Genomic DNA, 23,911 nt, shown 5'->3' on the forward strand with positions numbered 1-23,911 from the left:
CTTATTCATTTAAGTATGGATCGAGCAATGATCGGCATCTTTTCCCTACCATTTGGGTTGGCCAGCCCGGTAGGGAAGAATGTTTCTACTTGAATAATTAATGGTTTTCATCTTTAGTTATATTAGCTATTGAACTTGACTGTTATTATTTATGATATTGATGTATTTTCTGGAGTTTAAGCTAATTTATTTTAGCACAGAATCATCATCCTTACAAAAAGAGTATCCGACAGGTGTTTTCAAAGTCTTTTACACTTCATATTATGAATATAGAACCTTTTCAGAAAGAACAAATAAGGAAGAATTTTGCTGAACTGCAGAATAAAGAAGACTTGGTAAACATTTTAAGCGATGCCCAACGTATGCTTTACGGTGAGAATTGTAAGGATGTTCAATTGAAATCCTTGACCTACTATGCCAATCCGGAAATTTGCAAGATGCGATACCAAACCTTTACCATCAAGAAGAAATCTGGTGCAGACAGAACCATTCATGCACCTGTAAAAGGGTTAAAATCTATTTTGCGCTCACTGAATTTTGTGTTCCAATGCATATCAGAACCTCATGAAGCAGCAACGGGATTTGTCTTGGACAAGTCGATCGTAGATAATGCCAAAAAGCATGTTGGGAATCATTATGTTCTCAATATGGACTTGAAAGACTTCTTTCACTCGTTTGACCGCAACAGGGTGAAAATGGGCTTAATGTATGAGCCTTTCAGTCTTGGCGGAGACAAGGAACCATTGGCTTTTTTGCTGGCAAGCTTATGCACCCACCCTTTTGAAATTGACGGAGAAGTAAAAACTGTCCTTCCGCAAGGCAGTCCAACATCACCCACTATCACTAATATTCTATGCAAGAAGCTTGACCGCAGATTGAATGGGCTTGCCAATCGGTTTGGAGCAACTTTTACCCGTTACGCAGACGACATTACTTTTTCCTCACCGCATAACATCTACAATGATGAAACATTCATCAAAGAATTGAAGCGAATCATTGAGGAAGACCAAAACCTGGTAATTAATCCAAAGAAAACACGATTACAAAAAGCAGGCTACCGACAGGAAGCAACAGGATTGATTGTAAACGACAAGGTCAATGTCCGCAGGAGATATGTAAAGCAAATCCGAATGTGGCTGTACTATTGGGAAAAGTACGGGTACGAAAAAGCGGAACAGATTTTTAAACGGGATTACATGGCAGATAAGGGCCATGTGAAAAATGTGAATGCTCACTTGGTCAATGTGCTGGATGGAAAATTGGAATTTCTGAAAATGGTAAAGGGTTCTGAGGATGGGACTTATCAAAGGCTCAAAGAGAGATTTGATTTCTTAGTTGGTTTTACAGAACCAATAAATGATGTATTGGATATTTGGGAGAAATATGGAATTGACAAAGCTATGGATGTTTATTACAAAAATAAATTGGGGTAAATGGCAAAGAATAAATATGATTTTATAAAAGAACTTCTCGATGATAAAAAACTCAATCAAAGTCAACGAGAAAGAATTCTGGCACTAGCATCAAAGGAAATTAGCCTTGAAGGAAGTCTAGAGGAGCGTGTTCAAAAAATTGAAGAAATCATATACAATCAGTCTAACGAAACTAGGGTGCTTCAAACTGAAAAACTAAGTAAGTCTGAAGGTTTGAGCCTTCCTAAATACATTGACCCATATCATTTATACAAATTTCTTTTTGAATATAACCAGAACCCTGTTCTTCGCTCTACCTGCCATGATATTGATTCGGAAGAACTGAAAAAAATCAATGAATACTGCGAGTCAGAGTCTTATGACTTTAAGAAGCACCGAAAGAATATAATAGAAGCTTTTATTGAACATGAAAAAAAGTTCTTTGCGCCTGGAAAAGCAAAAGCTCTTATTAGAGGATACTTAACTGGAAAAGATTATAAAGGCAATCCACTCAAAAAGGGATGGAGTTTTACAGACGAAATTAAAATCAATTGGTCTTCAGATAAATTATTTGAGTGGGTTACTAAAAACCCAAATACTCCACCCAACCTTAATGAGAACATAGCAGCAGATCAAGAGATTGAGCTTTTTAATATAGAGCCTCAGATCGATTCACCAATCACAAATGAACCTATTCAGAGCTTTACTCAACTAGTCTTGCATTTTAAGAATTTATTTCATTTAAAAAGCGGTAGTCAGGGTTTACGAGCAATATTGGAAAGAGTAAATTCCATGGAAAAATGGAATGAAAAAGTTGAGTTTGATATTCCTAATAAGGATTTCCCAAATAATCTTGAGCATTTTACTGACGTAGACAAGCTGGTTACAGCATATGACAGCCTTCTCCGACTAATCATTCAGCAACACCAGCGTGATGAAAGACCAAAAGTGAAACTCCGACTTTATCAAGAGAGTCAGAAGGTATACTTATCTATTCACCATCTAAATGGACAGTATAATAAGACGGTTCAAAATTGCATAGACCGCCCTCATGGACGTGACTACAAAAACTTAATTAGCTTAAAAATCAACGGTTTATGCAACCTTTATTTAAAAGCAGATTTTGGTAATCAAGAATTTGCAACGATCAATTTATGGAATGGAAAAGAACTTGAGGCACAAAAGCTAAATAGATTCATAGGAGTTGAACACATACTAGAATTTCCAAAAATCAAAGAATCATGATTTACCTGATAGACGATAAAAAGACAAGGCAAAAAGATTTTGGATGGACTGAGGAAAAGTTTGCTCAATATGCTAGCTACCTTATACCTCTTTACAATATTGATGATGTTGCCAACATTGAAGAGAATCTTTATAATGATGGAAATATAATTCTATATCATGAGTCTTTCCTTGATTTTACAGGTGATAAAGATAAGGCTGTAGGACAAAGAAATAAACTAACAGAAAAAGCTGAAACTATTAAAGGCCTTTCCGTTGCTTTTTTTAGTGGAAGCCAAAGCTCCAGATCTCTGCATGATAATGTGGCTTATGTACCGGTAGCCATTGTATACCAAAATCTAGAGGTCTTGATTCAGCAATACAAGCAACAAAGCAAGCATCTTAAATACCTTCTATTTGGAGAGACTCCAGAGATTGAGGAAAAGCTAAACGAAAAACTTGCTCAAGCAAATAGAGAGATAGAAAGCGATGCTGCAGTTATATCTGGCAACAATTTATTCATTCGTCCAAATTCGAGATATATACAAAATGCAATTGGGGGTACAACAGAGGTAACGATATTTACGGATGTTTCAGATGAAAAGCTCTCAGAGAAGATAAATGATTGGTTAGGAGAAAGAGAATATGACAACATTTTCATTCCTCTTTGTTTTGGACAGACTTTATCTGATTACAATGGATTAAGACTAGCTACTTATATCCGTTGCACCGAAACACCAAATCAGGTAGCTCGAATTTTTATTTATGGATTTGTCGGATTAGATTTTTTGATAGATAATGAATACTTCAATATTCTAAAAACCAAAAATGTTGAATTAATACCTTACAGCAAAAAAGCACTTGCTGAAGCCGCAAATGGAGAGTTTAAAGAACTCAAAGAAGAAGAGATGGCACAAGAAATCGCAAAGCTAAAACTTGACCCTCCATTAAATTATACTGATTCCCACTCAATAGCTAATGAATGGGCAATTCATCAATGGGCAAAAACAATTGGGTGTGACGAGACAGATGAACTAGCAAAGGTTTTTCAAAATATTAAGACTAATCTTTATTTCAAATATCTAAGAACGATAAATCCGATATCAGAAGGTGACGAAATTTCTCCTGAGAACTTAAAAATCAATCACGAGGACAAGCCAAAAGTTCTTTTAATTGATGATGAAGCGGAAAAGGGATGGTATGAAATTTTCGCATATCTATTGGGTGACCTTAATGAGATTTATACCGATTATCTCGGTGACGATTTTAAAAACCAAAGTCAGGAAGAGATCATTGATAAATCAATAAAGAAAATCAAAGAAGATGATATAGATGTAGTTATCCTGGATTTCCGACTCAACCCTAACGATTTTATAGGCTCAAACCCAAAGGATATTTCAAGTATTCGATTATTAAAAAAAATCAAGGGGCTTAACCCAGGTATCCAAGTCATTATTTTTTCCGCAACCAATAAAGTATGGAATTTACAAGCCTTGCAAGATGCGGGTACTGACGGGTTCATATTTAAGGATGGCAGCGAAAATATTCATCAAACCATTAATAGTCTTATTGCAAATTTGAAAACTACTCTTGTAAAGGCGTCTTGGTTGAAGCCGATTTACAAATCTTTCGATAAAATAAAGACCAATGCCAAAGATTTAAGCGATCACTTTAAAGTAAGCTTAGAAAACAACCTTTCAATTTGCTTCGAACTACTTATCAAGTCCTTTGAAACGGAGAAATATATAAACTACGCCTATCTCCAGTTATTTCTTATAGTTGAAGAGTTCATTAAGGAAGATTCCATATTTGAAAGGGGCAATAATTGTTATGTAGTTACTCCTTCTTTACGTTATTTAGTTTTATCCAAAAAGGATCCCACTAAAGAAAACTCGCCATATAAGTCGGCTTTAACATGGGCGAATGGACACTATAAAGTAGGTGAATCAGAATATAAGAGACGAATTGATACGAATTTTATGATGTCCTCTATACTACTTTTTCGAAACGGTTTACCAACATCTGGAAGCGAAAACTGGTCTAAGATTTACTCTATTCGCAACAAAAAAGCTGCCCACCCTGAAGTTGGTATAGTTGAACTTAGAGAAATTAATATGCTGTCTAAATTTTTGGAATTCATCCTTGATGAATCGAATATTAACCCCATTGAATCAAGCCATGCTTTGGAGGAACAATCACGAGAAGAACAGGTAGAAAATTTAAAAAAAATTTGGGGAGCTAGGTAATGCAGATACACCGCACAGATAAAAATAACCTTTGTATTAAATAAAACAGTAATGAAAATCTTTGACCATTTCCAACATATCACCATCACCAATGACCAGCGCAATGCGTTGGAGAAGCTTCAAGCTTTTATAGAAAGTGATGATAGGGTGTTTATCCTACAGGGATATGCAGGAAGTGGTAAGACCACCTTACTAAAAGGCTTTGTTGAATACATTCTATCCATCGAGAAGCAATATCAATTGATGGCTCCTACTGGAAGGGCTGCAAAGGTCATCAATCAAAAAACAGGCTTTGAATCTACCACCATCCACAAAGGTATTTACAGCTTTGAGGAATTGCAGGAAATCAAACAGGGTGAGGATGAAAATGATGTTTCGTTTTTGTACCAATACAAAATTAGAAACAATCCAGAGGTTCATGATTCGGTTGTGATAGTGGATGAAGCATCTATGGTCAGTGATATATTGAGCCAAGGCGAGTTTTTCCGCTTTGGAAGTGGGCATTTGTTGCGAGACCTAATGACCTATGGAAGAATTCAAGAAGCTATCGCAACCAGTAAAATCATTTTTATTGGTGACCCTGCACAGCTGCCACCAATTGGAATGAACTTCTCTCCTGCACTTGATCAAAATTATCTTAGTGAGACTTACAAGATTTCTGTTTCGCAAGCGGAAATGAAGGAAGTGAAACGTCAGGATGCCAATAATGGCATTTTGATTTCTGCCACTAAAATCATGCAGTGTCTTACATCCGGCTATTTCAACGATTTTGATTTAAGAGAAAATGGTGGTGATATTTTTAATCCGCCTTATCAGGATTACTTAGAAACATATAAGGCCCAAAAAGAGCAGAAAATCATCATTTGCTGGAAGAACAAAACAGCACTTGATTTGAACCGAGCTATTCGGAGAGACAAATTTGGAGATGATTTACCCATACAACCATCAGATACTGTTATCATAGGAGGAAACAATTACCGCTTAGGAATCATGAACGGTGAATTTGCGGTTGTTTCAGAAGCCAGTCCTTCAGTTGAAAGCAGAGAAGTAAGTTTTTACTTTGAAAAAGGAAAAACTAAAACTGTAAGATTAACTTGGAGAGGAATTAGCCTTGTTTTACTTGATGAAAATAATCAGCCCAAAACCGTAAACGGCTTCATTTTAGAGAACTACCTATGCGGTGATAACACCTTAACCCCCCAAGAGCAAAGGGCTCTTTATGTAGATTTTAAAAACAGGCATTCAAAACTCAAAAAGGGTACAGAGGAGTTTATGGAAGCTATTATCAACGATAAGTATTTCAACTGCATTCTTTTGAAATACAGTTATGCAGTGACCTGCCATAAAGCCCAGGGTGGCGAATGGGCAAATGCCTTTGTTTTTTGGGATAGAGGAACACAAGCCAACTTCAACTTTTATGAATCGGAACATAATCGTTCAGGTAAGACGAATTCAGAGTTTTATCGTTGGGCATACACAGCAGTTACCCGAGCGTCCAAGAAATTGTTTTGTATCAATCCGCCGTATTTCTCATCCTTTTCAGGCATGAACTTTATTGACGTCAATGTTCAACAGGCTTTCAATCAATTGACAGGGCAATCAAATCTAACTAGTGAAATCAATATCAGTGAGGCTTTGCCAGAATTAGAAAAATTTGGCTTAGTTGATGCACCATTGACCGTTCAAGATCATTTCATTCACAGATGGTATAATCTGCGAGAGCAATACATAGCTATTGAAGCATGGCAAAAAGTTGGGTATGAAATCCGCTATATCTTTAGAAGAGAAGGTCAAACAGCAGCATTTAAGTATTGGGTAAACGGGAAGAACATTTTTAAACCTAATTTTCAAAAGCTTCCTGCCCAAACTAATTCGAATGAATTATTTGAAACAATTTCAAAGATTTTTGAAAATCCTCATCAGGTTATTGTAAACAGAAATAATGTGGAAGGAATTTTGACCCAGATTGGATTTGATGTTGACTTGGAAGAAGAAAAACCATTTTTAAAGACCCTATTTGATCAAGTCAGCCAAAATTTAGATGAAGGTGAAGTCATTTCAGATATTCAACACCTTAACTATCGGGAGCGTTATACCATAGAAAAGGATTTAATGTCATGTGTTATCGACTTTGAGTACAACAAAGATGGATTCTTTGGGCGAGTACTTCCTTTAGAAAACAAATGCAACAGTTCTGAAATCCTTGAAAAAGTTAAGGCTATTATTAACCGCCTAAAAGAAGATGATTATGTCGTTTAGAGAGATAAAGGAGCTTCGAAAAACCGGAAAACTTGAAGAAGCTTTAGAAATGGCAAATCAGGCTTTGGAAACAGAACCGGATAACATCTGGAATAAGCGAGTTGCTGCTTGGTTGTATTATGATTATCTCAAAAAGTCTTCTCAACCTGATTCATTTGATGCATTCAAGGAAAATCTATTAAAGATTAAAAGTTTGCAATTGCCGGAAGATGAAAAAATGGTATTTGATAATTCAGCCTGGCAAATTGGGAGCATGGTGTTTGGCTTACATAAAGAAGAGCATGTTGACTATGGAAAAATCAATGAGTTGTTTGAAGTCATCAAAGAATTTCATTTTACAAAACCATCAGAAGCATATTCCTTTTTATATAAAGCTTTTCATAAGGGCTACCAAAACTGGTCGGGATATCTTGATTTTGCTGACTGGTGGAATTTTGAAAACTTCCGTTCGGAAGACTACTTGAAGGATGAGTTTAACGGCAAAAAGATCATGTCTATTGCTGAACAGGCATATATAGCCTATTCAAAAAAGCTCTTAGAAAATGAGTCGATCGATTTATCTGGACAACAAAGGGCTGATGATAAAGAAAAAATCCAATCTTTCCTTCCTCAATTAGATGCCATCATTACCAAATATCCCAACTATCAATACCCTCCCTATTTTAAAGCTAAATTATTGTTGGCATTAGGTAAAGACGAAAATGTCCTTTCAACATTTTTACCATTCGCCAAACAGAAAAGAAATGACTTCTGGGTTTGGGAATTGATGGCAGAAATATTTCCAGAAGATAAAGACATTCAGTTTGCTTGTTACTGCAAAGCATTGAGCCTGAAAACACCTGAAGACTTTTTGGTAAAACTGAGACAGGCTTTTGCGGGAATGCTTGTGGAAAGGCAAATGTATAGTGAAGCAAAAGCTGAGATTCAGCAAGTGATCTCTATCCGTGAAAAACACGAATGGAAATTACCCAATCAAATAACGCAATGGACGGAACAAGATTGGTATAAATCGGCCCCCGCTAAGAAAGGTAACAAAGACTTGTACACACAATACCTAAAAAAGGCAGAGGAAATATTGTATCAGGACATTCCGGAAGAAATCATTGCAGTGGAGTTTGTAAATGAAAACAAAAGCATCCTTAACTTTGTGAAGAACAAACGAAAATTTGGATTCTTCAACTATTCAGGACAGATAGACAAACCACAAATTGGGGACATACTAAAGGTTCGCTTCAATGGAGATGGCCAAGACGGTTTTTACAAAATACTATCTGCTAAGAAGGCTGAGTCAAATTTGACATCAGAAGCAATTAGAGATTATGAAGGGACGCTAAAAATAATCCCTCCACAGAACTTCGGATTTGTAGATGATGTCTTTGTTGAACCTAAATTCATTCAGGACAACAAGCTAACTGATGGGCAGTCTTTAGCTGGAAAAGCGATTTTATCATTCAACAAAAAGAGAAATGAATGGGGATGGAAAACAATAGAATTAAAGTAGTGTCACATTTTTGATGTTTTCTTTTTCCCTAAGGAAGTTCAAAGAATGCTTTGACCTTTCCATCTATTAAGCCTTACTCAGTATCCTCAGGCAAGGACTTTAGATGAATAAAAAGAATCTCTGCCTTTCAAACAAGAATTAAATAAGTCCCGCGTCAGAGACAGCGGGACAACTAATTTCGTTTCAGTCTCAAATCTCCCATCTATTCTTCATAAACCTCAAGCATCACTGGCCCTTCTATCCCTGAAGGCATGACCTTCCAGTTGGAGGCATCGAAAGGTTTATAGTTGATATTGACAAAGTTGATCTCGTGGTAATTGCGCCATTCTAGGCCTTGCTGGTCCATATAGCGGATGCGGTTGGCCATAAGGTTGGCGACCTGGATTTTGATTTCGTTTTCACCGTCTTTGAGGAATTCCCCGATCCTTAGCTGGTAAGGAAGGCTCCAGGCATAGCCGGCTTCCTTACCGTTGATCCAGATTTTGGCACTTTCATGGACCTTGCCCAGTTTAAGCAAATAGCTCTTTCCTTCCTCTTTTTGAATAGTAAAGGTGCTGCTGTAGGTGGCCTGTCCGGAGAACTGGTCAGCTATTTCATCCCCCTGATTGGTCCAGGGCTGAATGGTCGCCATGCTTTGATCTTCTGGTAGCTCTGGGCCACCCTGGTCGAAATGGAGTTTCCAAGGTCCTTCTATGGTGATTTGCTTATTCGTGGTGTCAAGGTATTTCCAAGCTGGGATATCATTATGCGCTGCTTGGCTGGCCTGCAAGATCAGGCTTTGCCCGGATGCCAAATGAACCTTGACCATGGTCTTTTCTCCTTCGATGCGGCTTTGTGCCAAGCCTGTTGCACCGCTCAGTGGATCCAGGATGCTTATGGTTGGGGCGTTTATGTTCAGTGGGATTTCTCTTTGGATGGGCTTGTCAGTATGGTTGACCAAGAAATAGTATTTGTCCTGGCCCAACGCCCTGCGGATAAACTGCAGGCCTGTATCGGCCAGTTCTTCGCGTTGTATGCTTTCAGCTTCCAAAGCAGTTTTAAATTCAGGATTCAGGATCACCTTGCCTTTGCCATGGGCGGCAATGCCCTGTTCATCAAAGCTAAGTTGCTCCCAGGCTTTGTTCAGGGCAGCTTTTCTTTCTTCTACTTGATGGAAACCCGGTACAGCTTTAGGCTGTTCCTGGAAGATGACTGTAGCCCCTTCCTCGGCCAATGCTAAAATGCTTTCCAAGGTGTTGACCGGCAGGTATTCCATGGCAGGGATTAGCAGGGCCTTGGCAGGCGATGCTTCCGAATGGGTGGTTTGGACTTTACCGTCAATGACTTGTGCTCCTGCCAATAGCTTATCGGAGGCAAAATCCACCGCATAGCCTTGTTCCATCAAGGTGGTGGACTGCTCATAAAACTGTGTGGGGTGCAGCCAGTGGTCGATATGGTGCACGGAGATCATCTGGAACATATTGCCCTTATCCGCCCATACATCATATACCGGCCAGTACATGATCAGTTCATTGTCCGGCTTTCCGGCCTGTAGTACAGATTGGCAGCGGGCGATATATTCATTAAAGCTTTTGAAATGTGGCCAAAGGCTATTCTGTTGTGTTAGATTCAAGGAGGCATAAAACAACCATCCCGGGAAGTCCACATCCTTAGGGGAATAAGTCACCCCATGGTAGAAGACATGGTTGATGCCTGCCAAGAAGGCTTGGTCCACTTCCGGCTTCATCTGGGAAAAGGAGCTTTTGAAATGCTCGCCCAGCCAGGTGAAGGTCTCGCAGGAGATCAGTTCTTTTCCGGCCAGGTGGCCAGCTGAAGAAGCAAACTTCAGCATAATGGGATCGGGGTCCACGTTGCGGATGTCTGCACTGTCCCTGCGCAATCCCGGAATAGGGAAATAGCTGGAACCAAAGGTTTCGCACTCGGGAATGTCCACGGCGGCATAGAGGTCGATCAGGTTGCCCGGTGAGCCATGGGCCTGGTTTTTGGTCAGCTTGCCTTTATTATGCGCCCAATCGGTCCATCTTTGGGTAAAGTGTTCCAAGAGCAGTTCATGCAGGGTCTCCCGGTAGTCGGACTTGATCCTTCGGGCCTTTTCACTGTCTGATTTGCCAAGCAATTCGGGCATGTGAGGCTTAAGGTCATAGCCCCTACGTTCTTGGAATTCCTCTAAGAAGTCTTGGGTAAAATTGGCCCCATAGACTTCAAAACTGTCATTATAGAAGCTGCGGATGCCTGGTGTTTGTTGGTTAAATGCGCTATCAAATTCCCCCAAATAATCTTCAATGGCTTCTTCCGCGAAATGGTCCAAGGTATAGCCTTGACCACCCGGAGCAGCACGCTTTACTTTTTGACCGGTTTTGCCATTATAGATGGCCAGTATTTTCCAGCTTCCTGCTGCTTGCCAACTCAATTCACCATTTTCTGCTACTTGGTTTGTAATGTCTTCGGTCTTTCCATTTTCTCCATAGGCCATGACAGCCAGTAATTTTGGCGAAAGGTGAGGGTTCTTTTCATTGATGATATTCAAATCGGCCTTAAAAGTCCCATTGCCATCAAAATCAAAATCCTTGATTTCCAATTTGGAAGCGGCAAAATGGGGTTCCACAAAAGGCCCTCCAAATGGCCATCCAGTACCTTGGGTCAGGTCCACGCCCATGCCCAGGCTATCGGCCACATCCACGGTATAGTGCAGCATGTCCAGCCATGGTTTGGAAAGGAAATCCAAATAACGATCCTCATAACCTTTGGCCCCATAGATCGGGGCGATCTCCACGCCACCAAGTCCTGCATCAGCATACTCGTGCAGGAGATAGTTGAGGTTTTCCTGATCCACGGCATTGCCCATCCACCACCAGCGGGTCCAAGGTTTGGCGGTCTGGCTGATCTCTGGCCAGCTGCCTGCTTGTATTTGGGGGCCAGTTTGCGTTTCGGTGTTTTGCTGGCAGGAAAAAGTAAATATTGCTGTGGCTAAGCTTAAGGAAAAAAGGCCTGTTTTGAGTTTCATGAATGGGTTATTTATGGTCGATTTTGGTTTTATATGTTTGGTTCGCAGTTCGTCGAGACTGCCACTCCGCCACAGCGGACGGGACAACAACTACCGTTTACCTTGAGGGATCGATTTCGTAACTTTTATCGAAAAGTCCTCCTTAAGGGGGATTTAGGGGGCTTAAAGCGTAAACACTTCCTTCAAGGGCACACTTACCGGGGAATTGTCCGGGTGGGTTTCCATGATATCGGCCATATAGGCCCACCACTTTTGCACGATCTCCGTGCTGCCCAAATCTTGGGAAGAGCTGTCACCCGAAATGGTCTGTACGGCAAATAAGGAGGAGGTCGCTTTGTCCAGGTAGATGGAGTAATCCACCACACCATTGTCCTTGAGCAGTTGGACCAGCTCCGGCCAGATTTCTCGGTGCCTTTTTTCATATTCTTCCTCATGCCCCGGAAGGAGTTTCATACGGAAAGCTACTTGTTTAGTCATATTTTGATTACTTGTTAAAGTAAATAACAAGAAAATGATTTCTCCTGAAAAAACTGTTATGAACTGACAGGCTAATCAAAATGGCCACCTTTGGATTTATCCAAATGGAGGGCTTCAGGAACAGGATAGTCCATCATAGTTAGGCAGGTAAGAATAAGTCAATAGATACCTTTAATAGTATAAATATTGAGGTGTTTTTAAAGTAATATAAAAGACGGTGCATTATAAATTTTAATTTTTTTGACTTTTACGTTGGGTATTTTTGGAAATGAAAACGTTTGAAAAAGGCGATTTCCATGATAGTACAGCACAAATATGAAAAACCTACCACCTAACTTGGCTTTGTCTTGAAACCGCTGTCCAGACATTGATCTACTTCTACTCACGCTATTTTATTGGAAAACTTTATTGATCAATATGGATAATTGGTCGAAAGACGCCATAAGTGAACAGTGATCAGGTGGCTTAACAAGCTTCAACGAAAAGTGTAATCCGGAGCTGAAGTAAACGATTTCAGTTTCCATAACAAACCCTTATTAAATAACCATGAAAAAGCAATTTACCCTTAAGTACCAATGGGTCAGGGGAAGTTTATTCCTTTTGGCCATGGCTAGCGGTACGGTGACTAGTGCAAGTAGTCATTCGTTTATTGTCAATGAGTCCCCTAGGTCCATTTCATTGGATCAATTAGAAAAAGAAGTAACGGGAACCGTTATTTCGAGTGAGGACAACCAACCCCTCCCCGGGGTAAGTATCCTGCTAAAAGGTACCGGCACCGGAACGGTAACCGATATTGATGGCCAGTTTACCATTGAAGTGCCCGATGAAGGGGCAGTGCTGATCTTCAGTTCTATAGGCTTTGAGAAACAGGAAATAGCAGTGGGCAACCAAAGCACACTTGATGTGACCATGCAAGTGGACATGCAGCAGTTGGGTGAAGTGGTGGTCGTGGGATATGGTACCCAAAAGAAAGCGAACATTACGGGCGCCATTGCTCAGATTGAACCAGAAAACCTGACCGAAAGACCCATTCAACGTGTCGATCAGGCCTTGATCGGCCAGATGGCCGGTGTTCGGGTGAAGCAAACTTCCGGCGTTCCGGGTAGGGGCTTTGACATTCAGGTAAGGGGTGTTGGCTCCATCACGGCTAATAACCAGCCCTTGTATGTTATTGATGGTTTTCCTCTGGAAAGTGCTGGGGGGAACCCCATGGACAATTTAAGTCCCAATGACATTGAGTCTATTCAGGTGTTAAAAGATGCTTCCGCAGCGGCGATTTATGGTTCCCGGGCATCCAATGGTGTTGTGATCATCAATACCAAAAGCGGTAAATCCGGCAAGGCGCAAATCAGTTTCAATGCCTATACAGGTTGGAATGAAACCGTCAAAAAGCTGGATGTATTGAGTCCGACAGAATGGATCGACCGTGCTACTGAAATGATCAATACCCAATGGGAAAATTCCGGTGAAGGCAGGTCTGCTTCCCAGTCGCTGGCAGAACGTGAGGCGATCTTGGGGGGATTTGATCGAAACTATATGTATGATGAACGCTGGATGCAAGAAGGTTATCCCGGCTTGATGCTGGTCGATTGGCAAGACCACCTTTTCCGCAAGGGATTGGTGCAGAATTACCAATTGAATGCTTCTGGAGGCAATGATTTTGTGAAATATTTTATCTCTGGAGACTATATGGACCAGGAAGGCATTGCCGTAGGCGTTGACTATAAACGTTATTCTGCCCGTGCCAATGTGGAAGTACAGGCCAGTGACAAGTTAAAATTTGGTATGAACCTGAACCCATCTTACTCCTCTTTGGATGATCCTGGGGTAGAAGGAAAAGATGCCATTACCCACACTACGGTAGGGATGGCTCCTGTGGTAGAAGCTGATGCCGGAATCAACACCGGGGTAGGCGATATTCCACTTTACACTTGGGCAAGTTCTAGGATCAGCCCCATTGCCTATGCCAGGGAAAGGCTGAACCAAACCACCATTTTCAGGAATTTGTCCACCATTTATGGGCAGTATGATTTTATCGAAGGTTTGGCCTTTAAGACCACGGTGAATGTGGACAACGTGGACCAGCAGAATAAGAATTACACGCCTGCTCCTGTGACCAGAAACAATCAGACTACAGGAGGTTTTAACGGATACCGCAAGCTGACTTTTGTGAATGAAAACACTTTGTCTTTTAACAGAACCTTTGATGAGGTGCACAATGTGAGCGCAGTTGCAGGGATGTCCTATAACTTCAACAAGCGCAACACTTATCAGATGAGTGGTAACTTTGATGTGGACGGCATCACTACCTTAAATGCTGCGGTGATCAATGCGGGAAGCACCAATACGACGGAAACACAAAGTACCTTGCTGTCCTATTTTGGTCGTGTTCAGTACGATTATAATGGGAAATATTTGATTTCAGCTTCTGCCCGTCGGGATGGGTCATCTCGATTTGGTCAAGATACCAAATGGGGTTTCTTTCCTTCGGTTTCCTTGGGATGGAGACTTTCAGATGAGGAATTCATGAAAGATCTCAATACATTGAGTGATTTGAAGCTGAGAGGTAGCTGGGGGCTTTCCGGTAACAACGGCATTGGAGATTATTCCCATATTGCCACCTTGGATTTTGCGAACTATTCCTATGGTGGAACTTTGGTAAACGGGTTGATCCCAGGAAACTTCCCGAACCCTGAATTGGGCTGGGAGGAATCCGAGATGATCAATGTTGGTTTGGACTTGGGTTTATTACAAAACAGGATCTACGCTTCCTTTGATTATTATACCAAGACCAATACCAATTTGCTATTGAATATCCCGGTACCTTCTGCGACAGGTTTTAGCTCTGCCTTGACCAATATTGGTGAGGTGGTGAACAAAGGCTGGGAACTGGAGTTGACCACCCGAAATATGACGGGTCAGTTTACTTGGTCTACCAATTTCAATCTTAGCCACAACACCAATGAGGTGAAGCAGTTGGGGCCTGAAAATACTCCGATTCTAGGAGGTAGCTTTGATATCAACCATAACATCACCATGGTCGGTGAACCTATGTACAGCTTGTACTTGGTACAGAATATCGGTATCCTGACCCAAGAAGAAATCGATAATGGCGCAGCGCTTTATGGAAACCAGGCCGAAGGTGATCCTCAGTATTTTGATGCCAATGGAGATGGCGTAATTGATCCTGATGATAGGATCCTTTCCGGACATCCCAACCCTGATTATGTATGGGGGATTACCAATAATTTCTCCTACAAAGGTTTTGACCTGAATATCTTGATCCAAGGCCAATCGGGTGGTTTGATTTATTCCACTTTTGGTCGGGCCATGGACCGTCCAGGGATGGGGTATGTTGAAAATACCTTGGGCAGACATCGTAACCGTTGGAGATCTCCTGAAAATCCCGGTGATGGGGAGACCGGTAAAGCCGTATCTAGCTTTGGTAGAATTAAAAATACCGACTGGTTATATTCATCTGACTACTGGAGAATCCGAAACATTACCTTAGGTTATGATTTGGGTAGGTTGATCACTGATGGGAAATTCCTTTCCAGCGCACGGATCTATACGACTGCAGAGAACTTCTTTGGCGGGGACAAATACACCGGTGGGTTTAACCCAGAAGCCGTGAACAATGACGGGGATGACTATGGTGCCTTTCCGCTTTCCAGGTCTATCGTATTCGGTGTAAACCTGAAGTTTTAACTCCTAAAAGACCAACATCATGAAAAAGATAAAAAATCTATATATCGTCTTGATTGGCTTGGCCGCAGGTGTCATGACTTCCTGTGAGAGCAAGCTGGATCAATCGCCTATTTCTTCTTTAGGCTCCAATGGGTTCTATCAAAATGAGGCAGACTTTATCAAAGCCCTGTCTGGGGTATATAATGGCTTGAATGCTTATCCGATCAACCATTTTGAACTCAGTGAAGTACGTTCGGATAATATTTATACCCCCGGGACAGCCGGGGTGCGGGACTACAACCTGATCAATAATTTCAATACCAACTTGGCTACCGCGGGCATTATGAATTCCACTTGGAATGGTCTTTACAATAACATCATGCGGGCCAATACCATCGTGGACAAACTCAGTGCGGATGTGGTGGCGGATGACAATACGAGGACAAGAATCGAAGGAGAAACCAAGTTCTTGCGTGCCCTGTATTACTTTGATCTGGTCAGGTTTTATGGAAAAGTACCATTATTTGACCGACCTGTGACGCCTTTGGAAGCACTGGAAATCCCGAGAAGTCCTGTGACGGATGTGTATGACCTGATCATTGCTGATTTGCAATTTGCCATTGCCAACCTTCCTGATGAGTACAGCAGTGCCACCGACTTGGGAAGGGCCACTTCGCATGCCGCCAGGGGACTTTTGGCCAGGGTTTACATGACCCGCTCAGGCACACAATTGCATCCCGATGGTCCTGTGCTGGGCACCAATGAATGGAGTCAGGCTTTGACCTTATTGGATCAAATCATCAATAGTGGTCAGTTTGATTTGGTGGACAGTTATGCCGATATCTTTGCCTATGACAATGAGAATAATGAAGAAATTGTTTTCGATATCCAGTTTTTGAGTGGCGGTCAAGGTGTCGGTGGAGAGTATGTCCAATACCATTACCCAGAAGCTTTTGCCAGAACCAATGGGATTCCTTTTGCAGGGGGGACTTTCCCTGATGCACCCAAAACTGTATCGGCGGACTTGATGGCTTCGTACCCGAGTGAGGATGTGCGGGATGATTTCTCCGTGTGGATCAACTATGATGATGGAAATGGAAACATCACGCAAGACCGTTTTATCAAGAAGTATTTGGACTTGGATAATCTCGGCGTGGATCGCTTTGACTTTGAACTGAACTTCCCGGTGATCCGATATGCCGATATCTTGTTGATGAAAGCAGAGGCCTTGAGTAAAAGTGGAGGCTCCCAATCAGCAATAGATGCTATTGTCAATGAAATTCGAAACCGCGCTGGAATAACTGCTCCTGTTGCGAATGTTACTTATGATCAAATCATGGAAGAGCGCAGAAGGGAGTTTATCGGTGAGGGCCTGAGATGGCATGACTTGGTACGCTCAGGAATGGCGATCGATGTGATGTTAGATTGGATAGCCGAAGAAGATGCTGCCAATAAAATCTCTACCGATATCACTTCAGATGACCTGATCTATGCCGTTCCGATCAATCAATTGGATGTAAAGGAAGGTTTATATGAGCAGAATCCGGGATACTAAATGAGATACAGTTAAGGTTAATAAATCGGTTAAAACCATCCGTCTAAGGCGGGTGGTTTTTTGGCATTTTATTCAGGATTAAAATAGTAAAGATATGGATCGAAGAATTTTTTTAAAGTATTCCGCCATGGTACCCTTGATAGGGTCATTTCCAAGTGGTCTTTCCTGGTTTCAAAAGGATAAAGTATCTGCTTTTGCCAAGAACTTGATTCCTTTGCACAGACTCTTGGAAACGAAGGATTATTACGTTTGGGGAGCCAGTCCCATTTATGACGATGAAGGCAAAGTCCATGTGTTTTATTCCCGTTGGAAGGCCAAGTTTGGAATGGGGGGCTGGATTCACCAATCTGAAATAGCTCATGCCGTAGCGGATCGACCAGAAGGCCCATACCAATTTAAAGAAGTGGTTTTCTCTCCAAGAGGTGGTGATCATTGGGATGCGACCACCTGCCATAATCCTCATGTGAAATCCTTAGATGGCCAATTTTATCTGTTTTATATGGGGAATAGTAACAGGCGAACCAATACCAAGCGAATTGGTCTGGCCACGGCGATGTCTTTGGATGGGCCATGGGAAAGGCCAGATCAGCCACTTTTGGAAGCCGGCGAGGAAGGGCGTTGGGATGATCACTGTACCACCAATCCTTCCTTTGTTCGTCATCCAGATGGGCGCTGCTTTCTTTATTACAAGTCATGGAATACCTATGAATACGAGCATTATTCAGATCCCAAAATCCGGGGCAATAGAAAGTACGGTTTGGCAATAGCCGAAAAACCAGAAGGACCGTACCGCAAATTTGAAGGCAACCCAATCATAGATTATTCCAGTAAGGGAAATAATATTCAAGCGGAGGATGGCTTTGTTTGGTATGAATCGGGAAAGTTTCGCATGTTGATGCGAGACATGGGCATTTACAATCATCAGTATGGATTGTACCTTGAATCCAAAGATGGGATTCACTTTAGTGATCCACCCGAAATTGCTTATTATGAAACAGCTCACTATTTCAGTCAAGGACCCAAGCCAAAGCATTTATCCAAATATGGCCGATTTGAAAGACCGCAGATTTTATTCAAAAATGGTCATCCTGATTACCTGTTTTTGGCCAGTCAAGGCGGTGAATTCATGACTTCCAGTACCTTTCTTTTTAAAATTAAAAACTAACACCAACATGTCACATTTGTTTTCTGCGCCCAGTAATGTCCTGAGAATTATTGTAGTGGCTCTCCTATGCAGTTCGGGTGCTATTTCCCCCCTTTTGGCCCAACAGTTTTGGCATGATGAGCCCAGGGAAGTGCGTTATACTTCCGATGATGGAGACTTTGTTATTGTCAATGGGGAGCGCAGGTACAACCGGGCCTTGTATGGCTATCATTCTGACTTTAGGACAGAGGCAGGAGATCAACCGTTATTTTCTTTTTATTTACCTGGAATGGGAGGGCATATTCGCTTTGGCATTCAGGAGGGAGAGCAATCCAAATGGTTGCACGAGGCCGAAAAGATTGAGACCAGGTATCGGGCAGGGATGATGCTGTATGAAATTACAGATCCTTTGCTGGGCAAAGGGAAAATCCAACTTCAGGTGATGCCGCTGAGAAGTCAGGAAGGAGCTATTTTTAAGGTGGAAGGGGAAGAATGGCCGGAGGATGTGGCCTTGGTCTGCCTTTATGGAGGCGTGACTGGAAAGAAGTTTCGCAGGATGGGAGACCTTGGTGCGGATCCTCCCTCCGTTTTTGACTTGACTCCTGAGAAGAGCCAAGGCAATGACATTCATTTCAATGCGCAAAATGAATTGGAGCTCTTCTATGGAAAGGCCAATGACCAAGGCCATCGATCCAAAATGCTAGGTACCTTTCCTCCTTCTGCCCAACTTCAGACTGCAGATCCGAGTCAAATGGACAGTCCACTTTCTTTGTTGGCCGCGGAGGCTAGCGAAACAGTGGTGCTGGCCGGGAAAATGAAGTTGGCAGAGAATCCGCTCTACTTTGCGATATACCGGCCGGGATTTGCTCCTCTCACCTATGAGCAGCTGGAAGGGGCTTACCAAGAAGCCGATCAAGATCGAAAACTTTTGGCCAATAGAATTCAAATCAATACTCCTGATTCCTATATCAATACTGTAGGAGGAGCTTTGGGCATCGCAGCTGATGCCATCTATGATGCCCCTTCTTATGTACATGGGGCGGTAGCGTGGCGCATGCCCTTGCCGGGATGGCGGGGTGCTTATGTGGCGGACTGGATGGGTTGGCATGATCGGGCCAAGACCCATTTTGATGGGTATTTGGCCTCTCAATATTTAGAGCCGGAAGGCTTTAGAAATGATCCAGATACCGCCAAACATTTGGCCCGTCAAGTTGAAAAAACCGGAAAATCCATTTTTAATAAAGGGTATATCAGCCGTCGACCGGGGGCGCCTTCTTCTCCACATCATTATGACATGAACCAGGTGTTTTTTGATCAGCTGATCCGGCACTTTGATTGGACGGGGGACCAGGAGTACCTGAAAGCTGTGTGGCCTTCGATCGTCAGGCATTTGGATTGGGAAAAGCTGAATTTTGATCCCGATGGTGATGGATTATATAATGCTTACGCCAGTATTTGGGCCAGTGATGCCCTGCAGTACAACAGTGGAGGGGTGGCACATGCCTCTGCCTATAATTACTTTGCGAACAAGAAAGCGGCAGTCTTGGCCTCTTTTGTAGGTGAAAGTGGTGATAAGTATGAACAGGAGGCTGAAAAAATCCTTCACGCGATGAACAAAGAACTCTGGTTAGAGACTGGTTGGTTTGCGGAGTACAAGGATTTCTTGGGGGCACAGTTGGTTCACCCTCAGGCGGGTGTCTGGTCTGTTTACCACACCATAGACAGTGAGGTGCCAGATGCTTTTCAGGCTTGGCAGATGACACGATACGTGGATACGCAGATACCACATATCCCATTAACGGCGATAGGTTTGCCAGAGGGCAAATACGAGACCCTTTCTACCACCAACTGGATGCCCTATACCTGGTCGGTAAATAATGTGGCCTTGGCTGAAGTGCTGCATACGAGTTTGGCTTATTGGCAGGCAGGTAATCAGGAAGAAGCTTTCAGGCTTTGGAAAAGTGCCGTGCTGGAAAGTATGTATTTAGGAGGAAGTCCGGGAAATTTTCAGCAGTTGTCCTTTTTGGATGCCATGAGAAGTGAGCTCTATCGGGACTTTGCTGATGCTGTGGGAATGGGAGCGCGTTCCTTGATTGAAGGACTGTTCGGTGTGAAGCCAAGTCTTTTACAAGGTGTTTTGGAGATTAAGCCAGGTTTTCCAGCTGAGTGGGAGCATGCTTCCTTATCCACACCTGATGTCCTTATTGATTATAAAAGAGATGGAGACAAAGACCAGTATATGATCGAAAACCGCTTTGGAAGAGACTTACAGTTGAAATTGAATGTACAGGCCAGAAAGGAAAATATTCGTCAGGTAAGTGTAAACGGAAAACCGGTAGCATGGCAGCTTGTGGAAAACCAAGTTGGTTGGCCAAGGGTTTTGATCAAAGCGGACTTGGCTGCTTCGGCTTTAGTGGAAATAGATTGGCACGGGCAAGCTTTATTGACTTTCCCTTTTCCAGAAAAAGTTGTGACAGGGCAAGCAGTAGAAGTTGATGCCCCTGATGTGCAAGTGCTAAAACTAAATGATCCAGAGAAAGTCTTTGCGATGTCTGCGGCTGTTCAAGGACAAACTGACTTTCCGGAAAAGGTTGGTGAATGTCCAGGGGAAAAGAGCTTTTTCGTACAATTGGCGCAGGGAGAAATGAGTTGGTGGCAAGCGGTGGCAGTCAATGTATTACCGGCATTTGACATTTTTTCTGTAGGGGGCTCGTCTGAAGAACGCTTGGAGTTTAGCCTAGTAAACAATACCCAAGAAACGGAAAACCTCCTGATAAACATCAATGGGAAGGAATGGAAAACCAACATGTCCATAGGTGGAGGTGAAAAATTGAAGCTTGGGCTCTCTGATTTGGATTTGGTACGGATGGGATCCAACAGGGTTTCCGTTTATAAAAACAAGCAGTTGGTTGCTCAGAAAAATGTGATTAACTGGAACATTCCTGCTCATGTCAGGTCGATGGAGGCTGTGGATATTTCGGGTTCATTGAATGATAAGGTGACCCGTATTTTTAGGAATGAATATGTGAGCCCTCGGTCACCTTATCCTACGCTTCAGATACCCATTCAGGGTATGGGTGATTGGGCGTCTTATGGTGCTTATATGGACATTGATGATGGGGGTTTGAGGGCATTGGCAGGGAAAAAGAATCACTTCACGGTTCCTCAAGGAGTTCCATTCCAGACTTCAGGAGACAGCAGCAAAAACAACATCCTCTTTGTCTCCCAATGGGACAACTATCCCAACAGTGCTAAGGTGCCTTTGGCAGGAAAGGCACAGCATGCTTACTTCTTGATGGCAGGCTCAACCAATCACATGCAAAGCCGAATGGAAAATGGTCAAGTGCTTGTCCATTATAAGGATGGCAGCCAAGACGTCCTTTCATTGAAGAATCCTGAAACATGGTGGCCGATTGAGCAGGATTATTATATCGATGGTCATGCATTTGACATTGATGTCCCGAGGCCTATTCGTATCCACTTGAAGACAGGAAAGATCAGCCAAAAAGCACACGACAATTACGTTGGGATTGATCACTTTACAAATTATGCGATTGAAGGAGGGGCGGCCACAGTTTTGGATTTGCCTTTGGATCCAAACAAGGAATTGGACTTCTTGGAAGTAAAAGCCAGTACCATCGAGGTCATTATTGGTCTAATGGCGGTTACCTTGGAAAGAGGGGAGTAACCTCAGTCCGATTTTAAAAACTGTTACTTATAGGCCTAGGGGGAGATTTGAGCGGTGGAAGCCGTGGCAGTCTCAGTATTTCGGGATTGCCATACCCTCCCAAAAAGGATTCGCAATGACACATTGATATTTATTTCATTAGCGAACTCAGGTGAGTAATAAAAGTTTAGGAGCTGACTTGCAGTTCAGGGGAAGATGGGGGCATTGATCAGTAATGTACCAACTGATGTTGGAAAAGCAGGCCGAGCTTAGTGAGGGCATTGGCGGTGTTTTCATCCCAATCCAAGCCAAAGCTTAACCTAAGGCAGTTTTTGTACTGATCCCTGAGGGTAAACATCCTACCTGGAGCATACTTGATGCCCATGCGCAATGCCGCCTCATAGAGCAAGGTGGTATCGATCCTGGGATCCAATTCTACCCAAAGCTGGAAGCCTCCTTTCGGAAAGGTAACTTTCGTATGGATGGGGAAATATTCCTGAATAAGCTGAAGGTATTTGTGAAGATTGTGTTGAAGGGTGATTCGCAATTGTCGGAGGTGTTTGTCATAACGTCCTTTATCCAAAAAATGGGCCACCACCTCATGGGTAAGTGAGGGGCTGGATACATTATGGTACAATTTGGTTTTGATGATTTTGTCCTTGTATTTTCCTGGGGAAATCCAACCCACCCGATAGCCAGGGGCCAAGGTTTTGGAAACAGAGCTGCACCAAAGCACCATGCCTTCTTTATCAAAGCTTTTGCAGGATAAAGGCCTTTCTGACCCAAAGTATACATCACCATACAGGTCTTCCTCGATCAAGGGAACTTGATGATTGGTACAGATCCTGACCAAAGTCCGCTTGCTTTGGCTGGACATGCTATATCCCAGCGGATTGCTGAAATTGCTGACCACAATGATGGCAGCAATCTGCTGTTGTTTTAGCATCTTTTTGATTTCTTCCAAATCCATGCCATGCTCACTGTGTGTAGGCATTTCGATAACTTTGAGACCTAGGCTTCGGGCCAGCTGGAGGGTGCCAAAATAAACTGGCGTTTCGGTGATAATACTGTCACCCTTTTTGGTCAGCGCCATCAATGCGGTGGCCAAGGAATTCATACAGCCACTGGTCGTGATCAGGTCGTCCGGGGATACCCCATGTTCCCAGAGGGAAGTTCTTTTGGCAATTTGCCGCCTAAGCTTGAGGTTGCCTACAATCGGCTCATAGGATACCAGGGCATCTGAGGTGTCCAGCATGGTCTCTCTGACTATTTTCTTCAAACGGGCCACGGGCAACATTTTGGCAGAAGGCACACCGATTGCAAAGTTAACCAGACCTGGTTCTGCACTGATTTGACCATATACCTTTTGGATAAAATCTTCCATATCTCTCCTTCCCGCTTTTTCTGTAGGTTGGTAGATTCCCGGGCGCGGCTGGTTTTTTGGGGAATGGTAGGTGATAAAGTAGCCTCTTTTAGGCTGTGCTTCAATTAAGCCTTTGGCCTCCAGTACATACATGGATTGAAGTACTGTGCTGATGCTCAGTCCTGTTTGTTGGTGCAGGCTCCTTACCGAGGGAAGTTTGTCCCCTATTTGATAGGCCCCATTTCGGATTTGATTTTCCAGTTCCTCAGCAAGTTTTTCGTATAAATTCATGTTTTGATTCAGTTTTAGGTGCCAGAACCCAAGCAGCATCTCCATGCTCTCCCTTATGTTTTCAACTGTTATGGTCAAAAT

Annotated in this window: 12 protein-coding genes; 9 read left to right on the top strand and 3 right to left on the bottom strand. The window is 42.6% G+C overall.

Translation table 11 applies throughout. The features are described from left to right. Window positions 1–263: 263 nt before the first annotated feature. The 5 genes from IFO69_RS13365 to IFO69_RS13385 are packed head-to-tail and all read left to right on the top strand — an operon-like array spanning window position 264 to window position 8,642. Window positions 264–1,433 carry a reverse transcriptase family protein gene (locus IFO69_RS13365; protein WP_192010623.1) on the top strand — a complete coding sequence of 390 codons (1,170 nt, stop codon included), beginning with the start codon at window positions 264–266 and terminating at the stop codon, window positions 1,431–1,433. Beyond that, window positions 1,434–2,657 (top strand): hypothetical protein, encoded by a 1,224-nt coding sequence (locus tag IFO69_RS13370; RefSeq protein ID WP_192010624.1) that lies wholly within the window; start codon window positions 1,434–1,436, stop codon window positions 2,655–2,657. Continuing rightward, complete coding sequence (locus tag IFO69_RS13375; RefSeq protein ID WP_192010625.1) at window positions 2,654–4,882, top strand: response regulator; 2,229 nt, start codon at window positions 2,654–2,656, stop codon at window positions 4,880–4,882. The genes IFO69_RS13370 and IFO69_RS13375 overlap by 4 nt, the downstream gene beginning before the upstream one ends. 51 nt (window positions 4,883–4,933) lie before the next feature. Next, window positions 4,934–7,141 carry an ATP-dependent DNA helicase gene (locus tag IFO69_RS13380; RefSeq protein WP_192010626.1) on the top strand — a complete coding sequence of 736 codons (2,208 nt, stop codon included), beginning with the start codon at window positions 4,934–4,936 and terminating at the stop codon, window positions 7,139–7,141. Then, the gene (locus IFO69_RS13385) at window positions 7,131–8,642 is read left to right on the top strand and encodes a DUF7017 domain-containing protein (RefSeq protein WP_192010627.1); all 1,512 of its coding nucleotides are present in this window, start codon (window positions 7,131–7,133) and stop codon (window positions 8,640–8,642) included. The genes IFO69_RS13380 and IFO69_RS13385 overlap by 11 nt, the downstream gene beginning before the upstream one ends. Window positions 8,643–8,844: 202 nt before the next feature. On the opposite strand, the gene IFO69_RS13390 is transcribed toward IFO69_RS13385, so the two are convergent. Both IFO69_RS13390 and rhaM read right to left on the bottom strand, forming a co-directional pair. Continuing rightward, window positions 8,845–11,646 (bottom strand): glycosyl hydrolase, encoded by a 2,802-nt coding sequence (locus tag IFO69_RS13390; protein ID WP_192010628.1) that lies wholly within the window; start codon window positions 11,644–11,646, stop codon window positions 8,845–8,847. Between the two features lie 162 nt (window positions 11,647–11,808). Next, window positions 11,809–12,123, bottom strand: a complete 315-nt coding sequence (gene rhaM, locus IFO69_RS13395) for an L-rhamnose mutarotase (RefSeq protein WP_192010629.1) — start codon at window positions 12,121–12,123, stop codon at window positions 11,809–11,811. A 546-nt stretch (window positions 12,124–12,669) separates the two neighbouring features. Here rhaM and IFO69_RS13400 point away from each other — a divergent pair. From IFO69_RS13400 to IFO69_RS13415, 4 genes are all read left to right on the top strand, one after another. Further along, window positions 12,670–15,831, top strand: coding sequence for a SusC/RagA family TonB-linked outer membrane protein (locus IFO69_RS13400; protein ID WP_192010630.1), 3,162 nt, complete (start codon window positions 12,670–12,672; stop codon window positions 15,829–15,831). A 19-nt stretch (window positions 15,832–15,850) separates the two neighbouring features. Further along, a complete protein-coding gene (locus IFO69_RS13405; protein WP_192010631.1) occupies window positions 15,851–17,365 on the top strand; it encodes a RagB/SusD family nutrient uptake outer membrane protein in 1,515 nt (504 codons plus the stop codon). 94 nt (window positions 17,366–17,459) lie between these two features. Then, complete coding sequence (locus IFO69_RS13410; RefSeq protein ID WP_192010632.1) at window positions 17,460–18,530, top strand: glycoside hydrolase family protein; 1,071 nt, start codon at window positions 17,460–17,462, stop codon at window positions 18,528–18,530. A 7-nt stretch (window positions 18,531–18,537) separates the two neighbouring features. Continuing rightward, the gene (locus IFO69_RS13415) at window positions 18,538–22,197 is read left to right on the top strand and encodes a DUF4450 domain-containing protein (protein WP_192010633.1); all 3,660 of its coding nucleotides are present in this window, start codon (window positions 18,538–18,540) and stop codon (window positions 22,195–22,197) included. A gap of 208 nt (window positions 22,198–22,405) precedes the next feature. Here IFO69_RS13415 and IFO69_RS13420 read toward each other — a convergent pair whose 3' ends face one another. Then, window positions 22,406–23,830, bottom strand: a complete 1,425-nt coding sequence (locus IFO69_RS13420; RefSeq protein WP_192010634.1) for an aminotransferase-like domain-containing protein — start codon at window positions 23,828–23,830, stop codon at window positions 22,406–22,408. Between the last annotated feature and the right edge of the window lie 81 nt (window positions 23,831–23,911).

This window comes from Echinicola arenosa (genome assembly GCF_014841125.1).
Taxonomy (GTDB): Bacteria; Bacteroidota; Bacteroidia; order Cytophagales; family Cyclobacteriaceae; genus Echinicola; species Echinicola arenosa.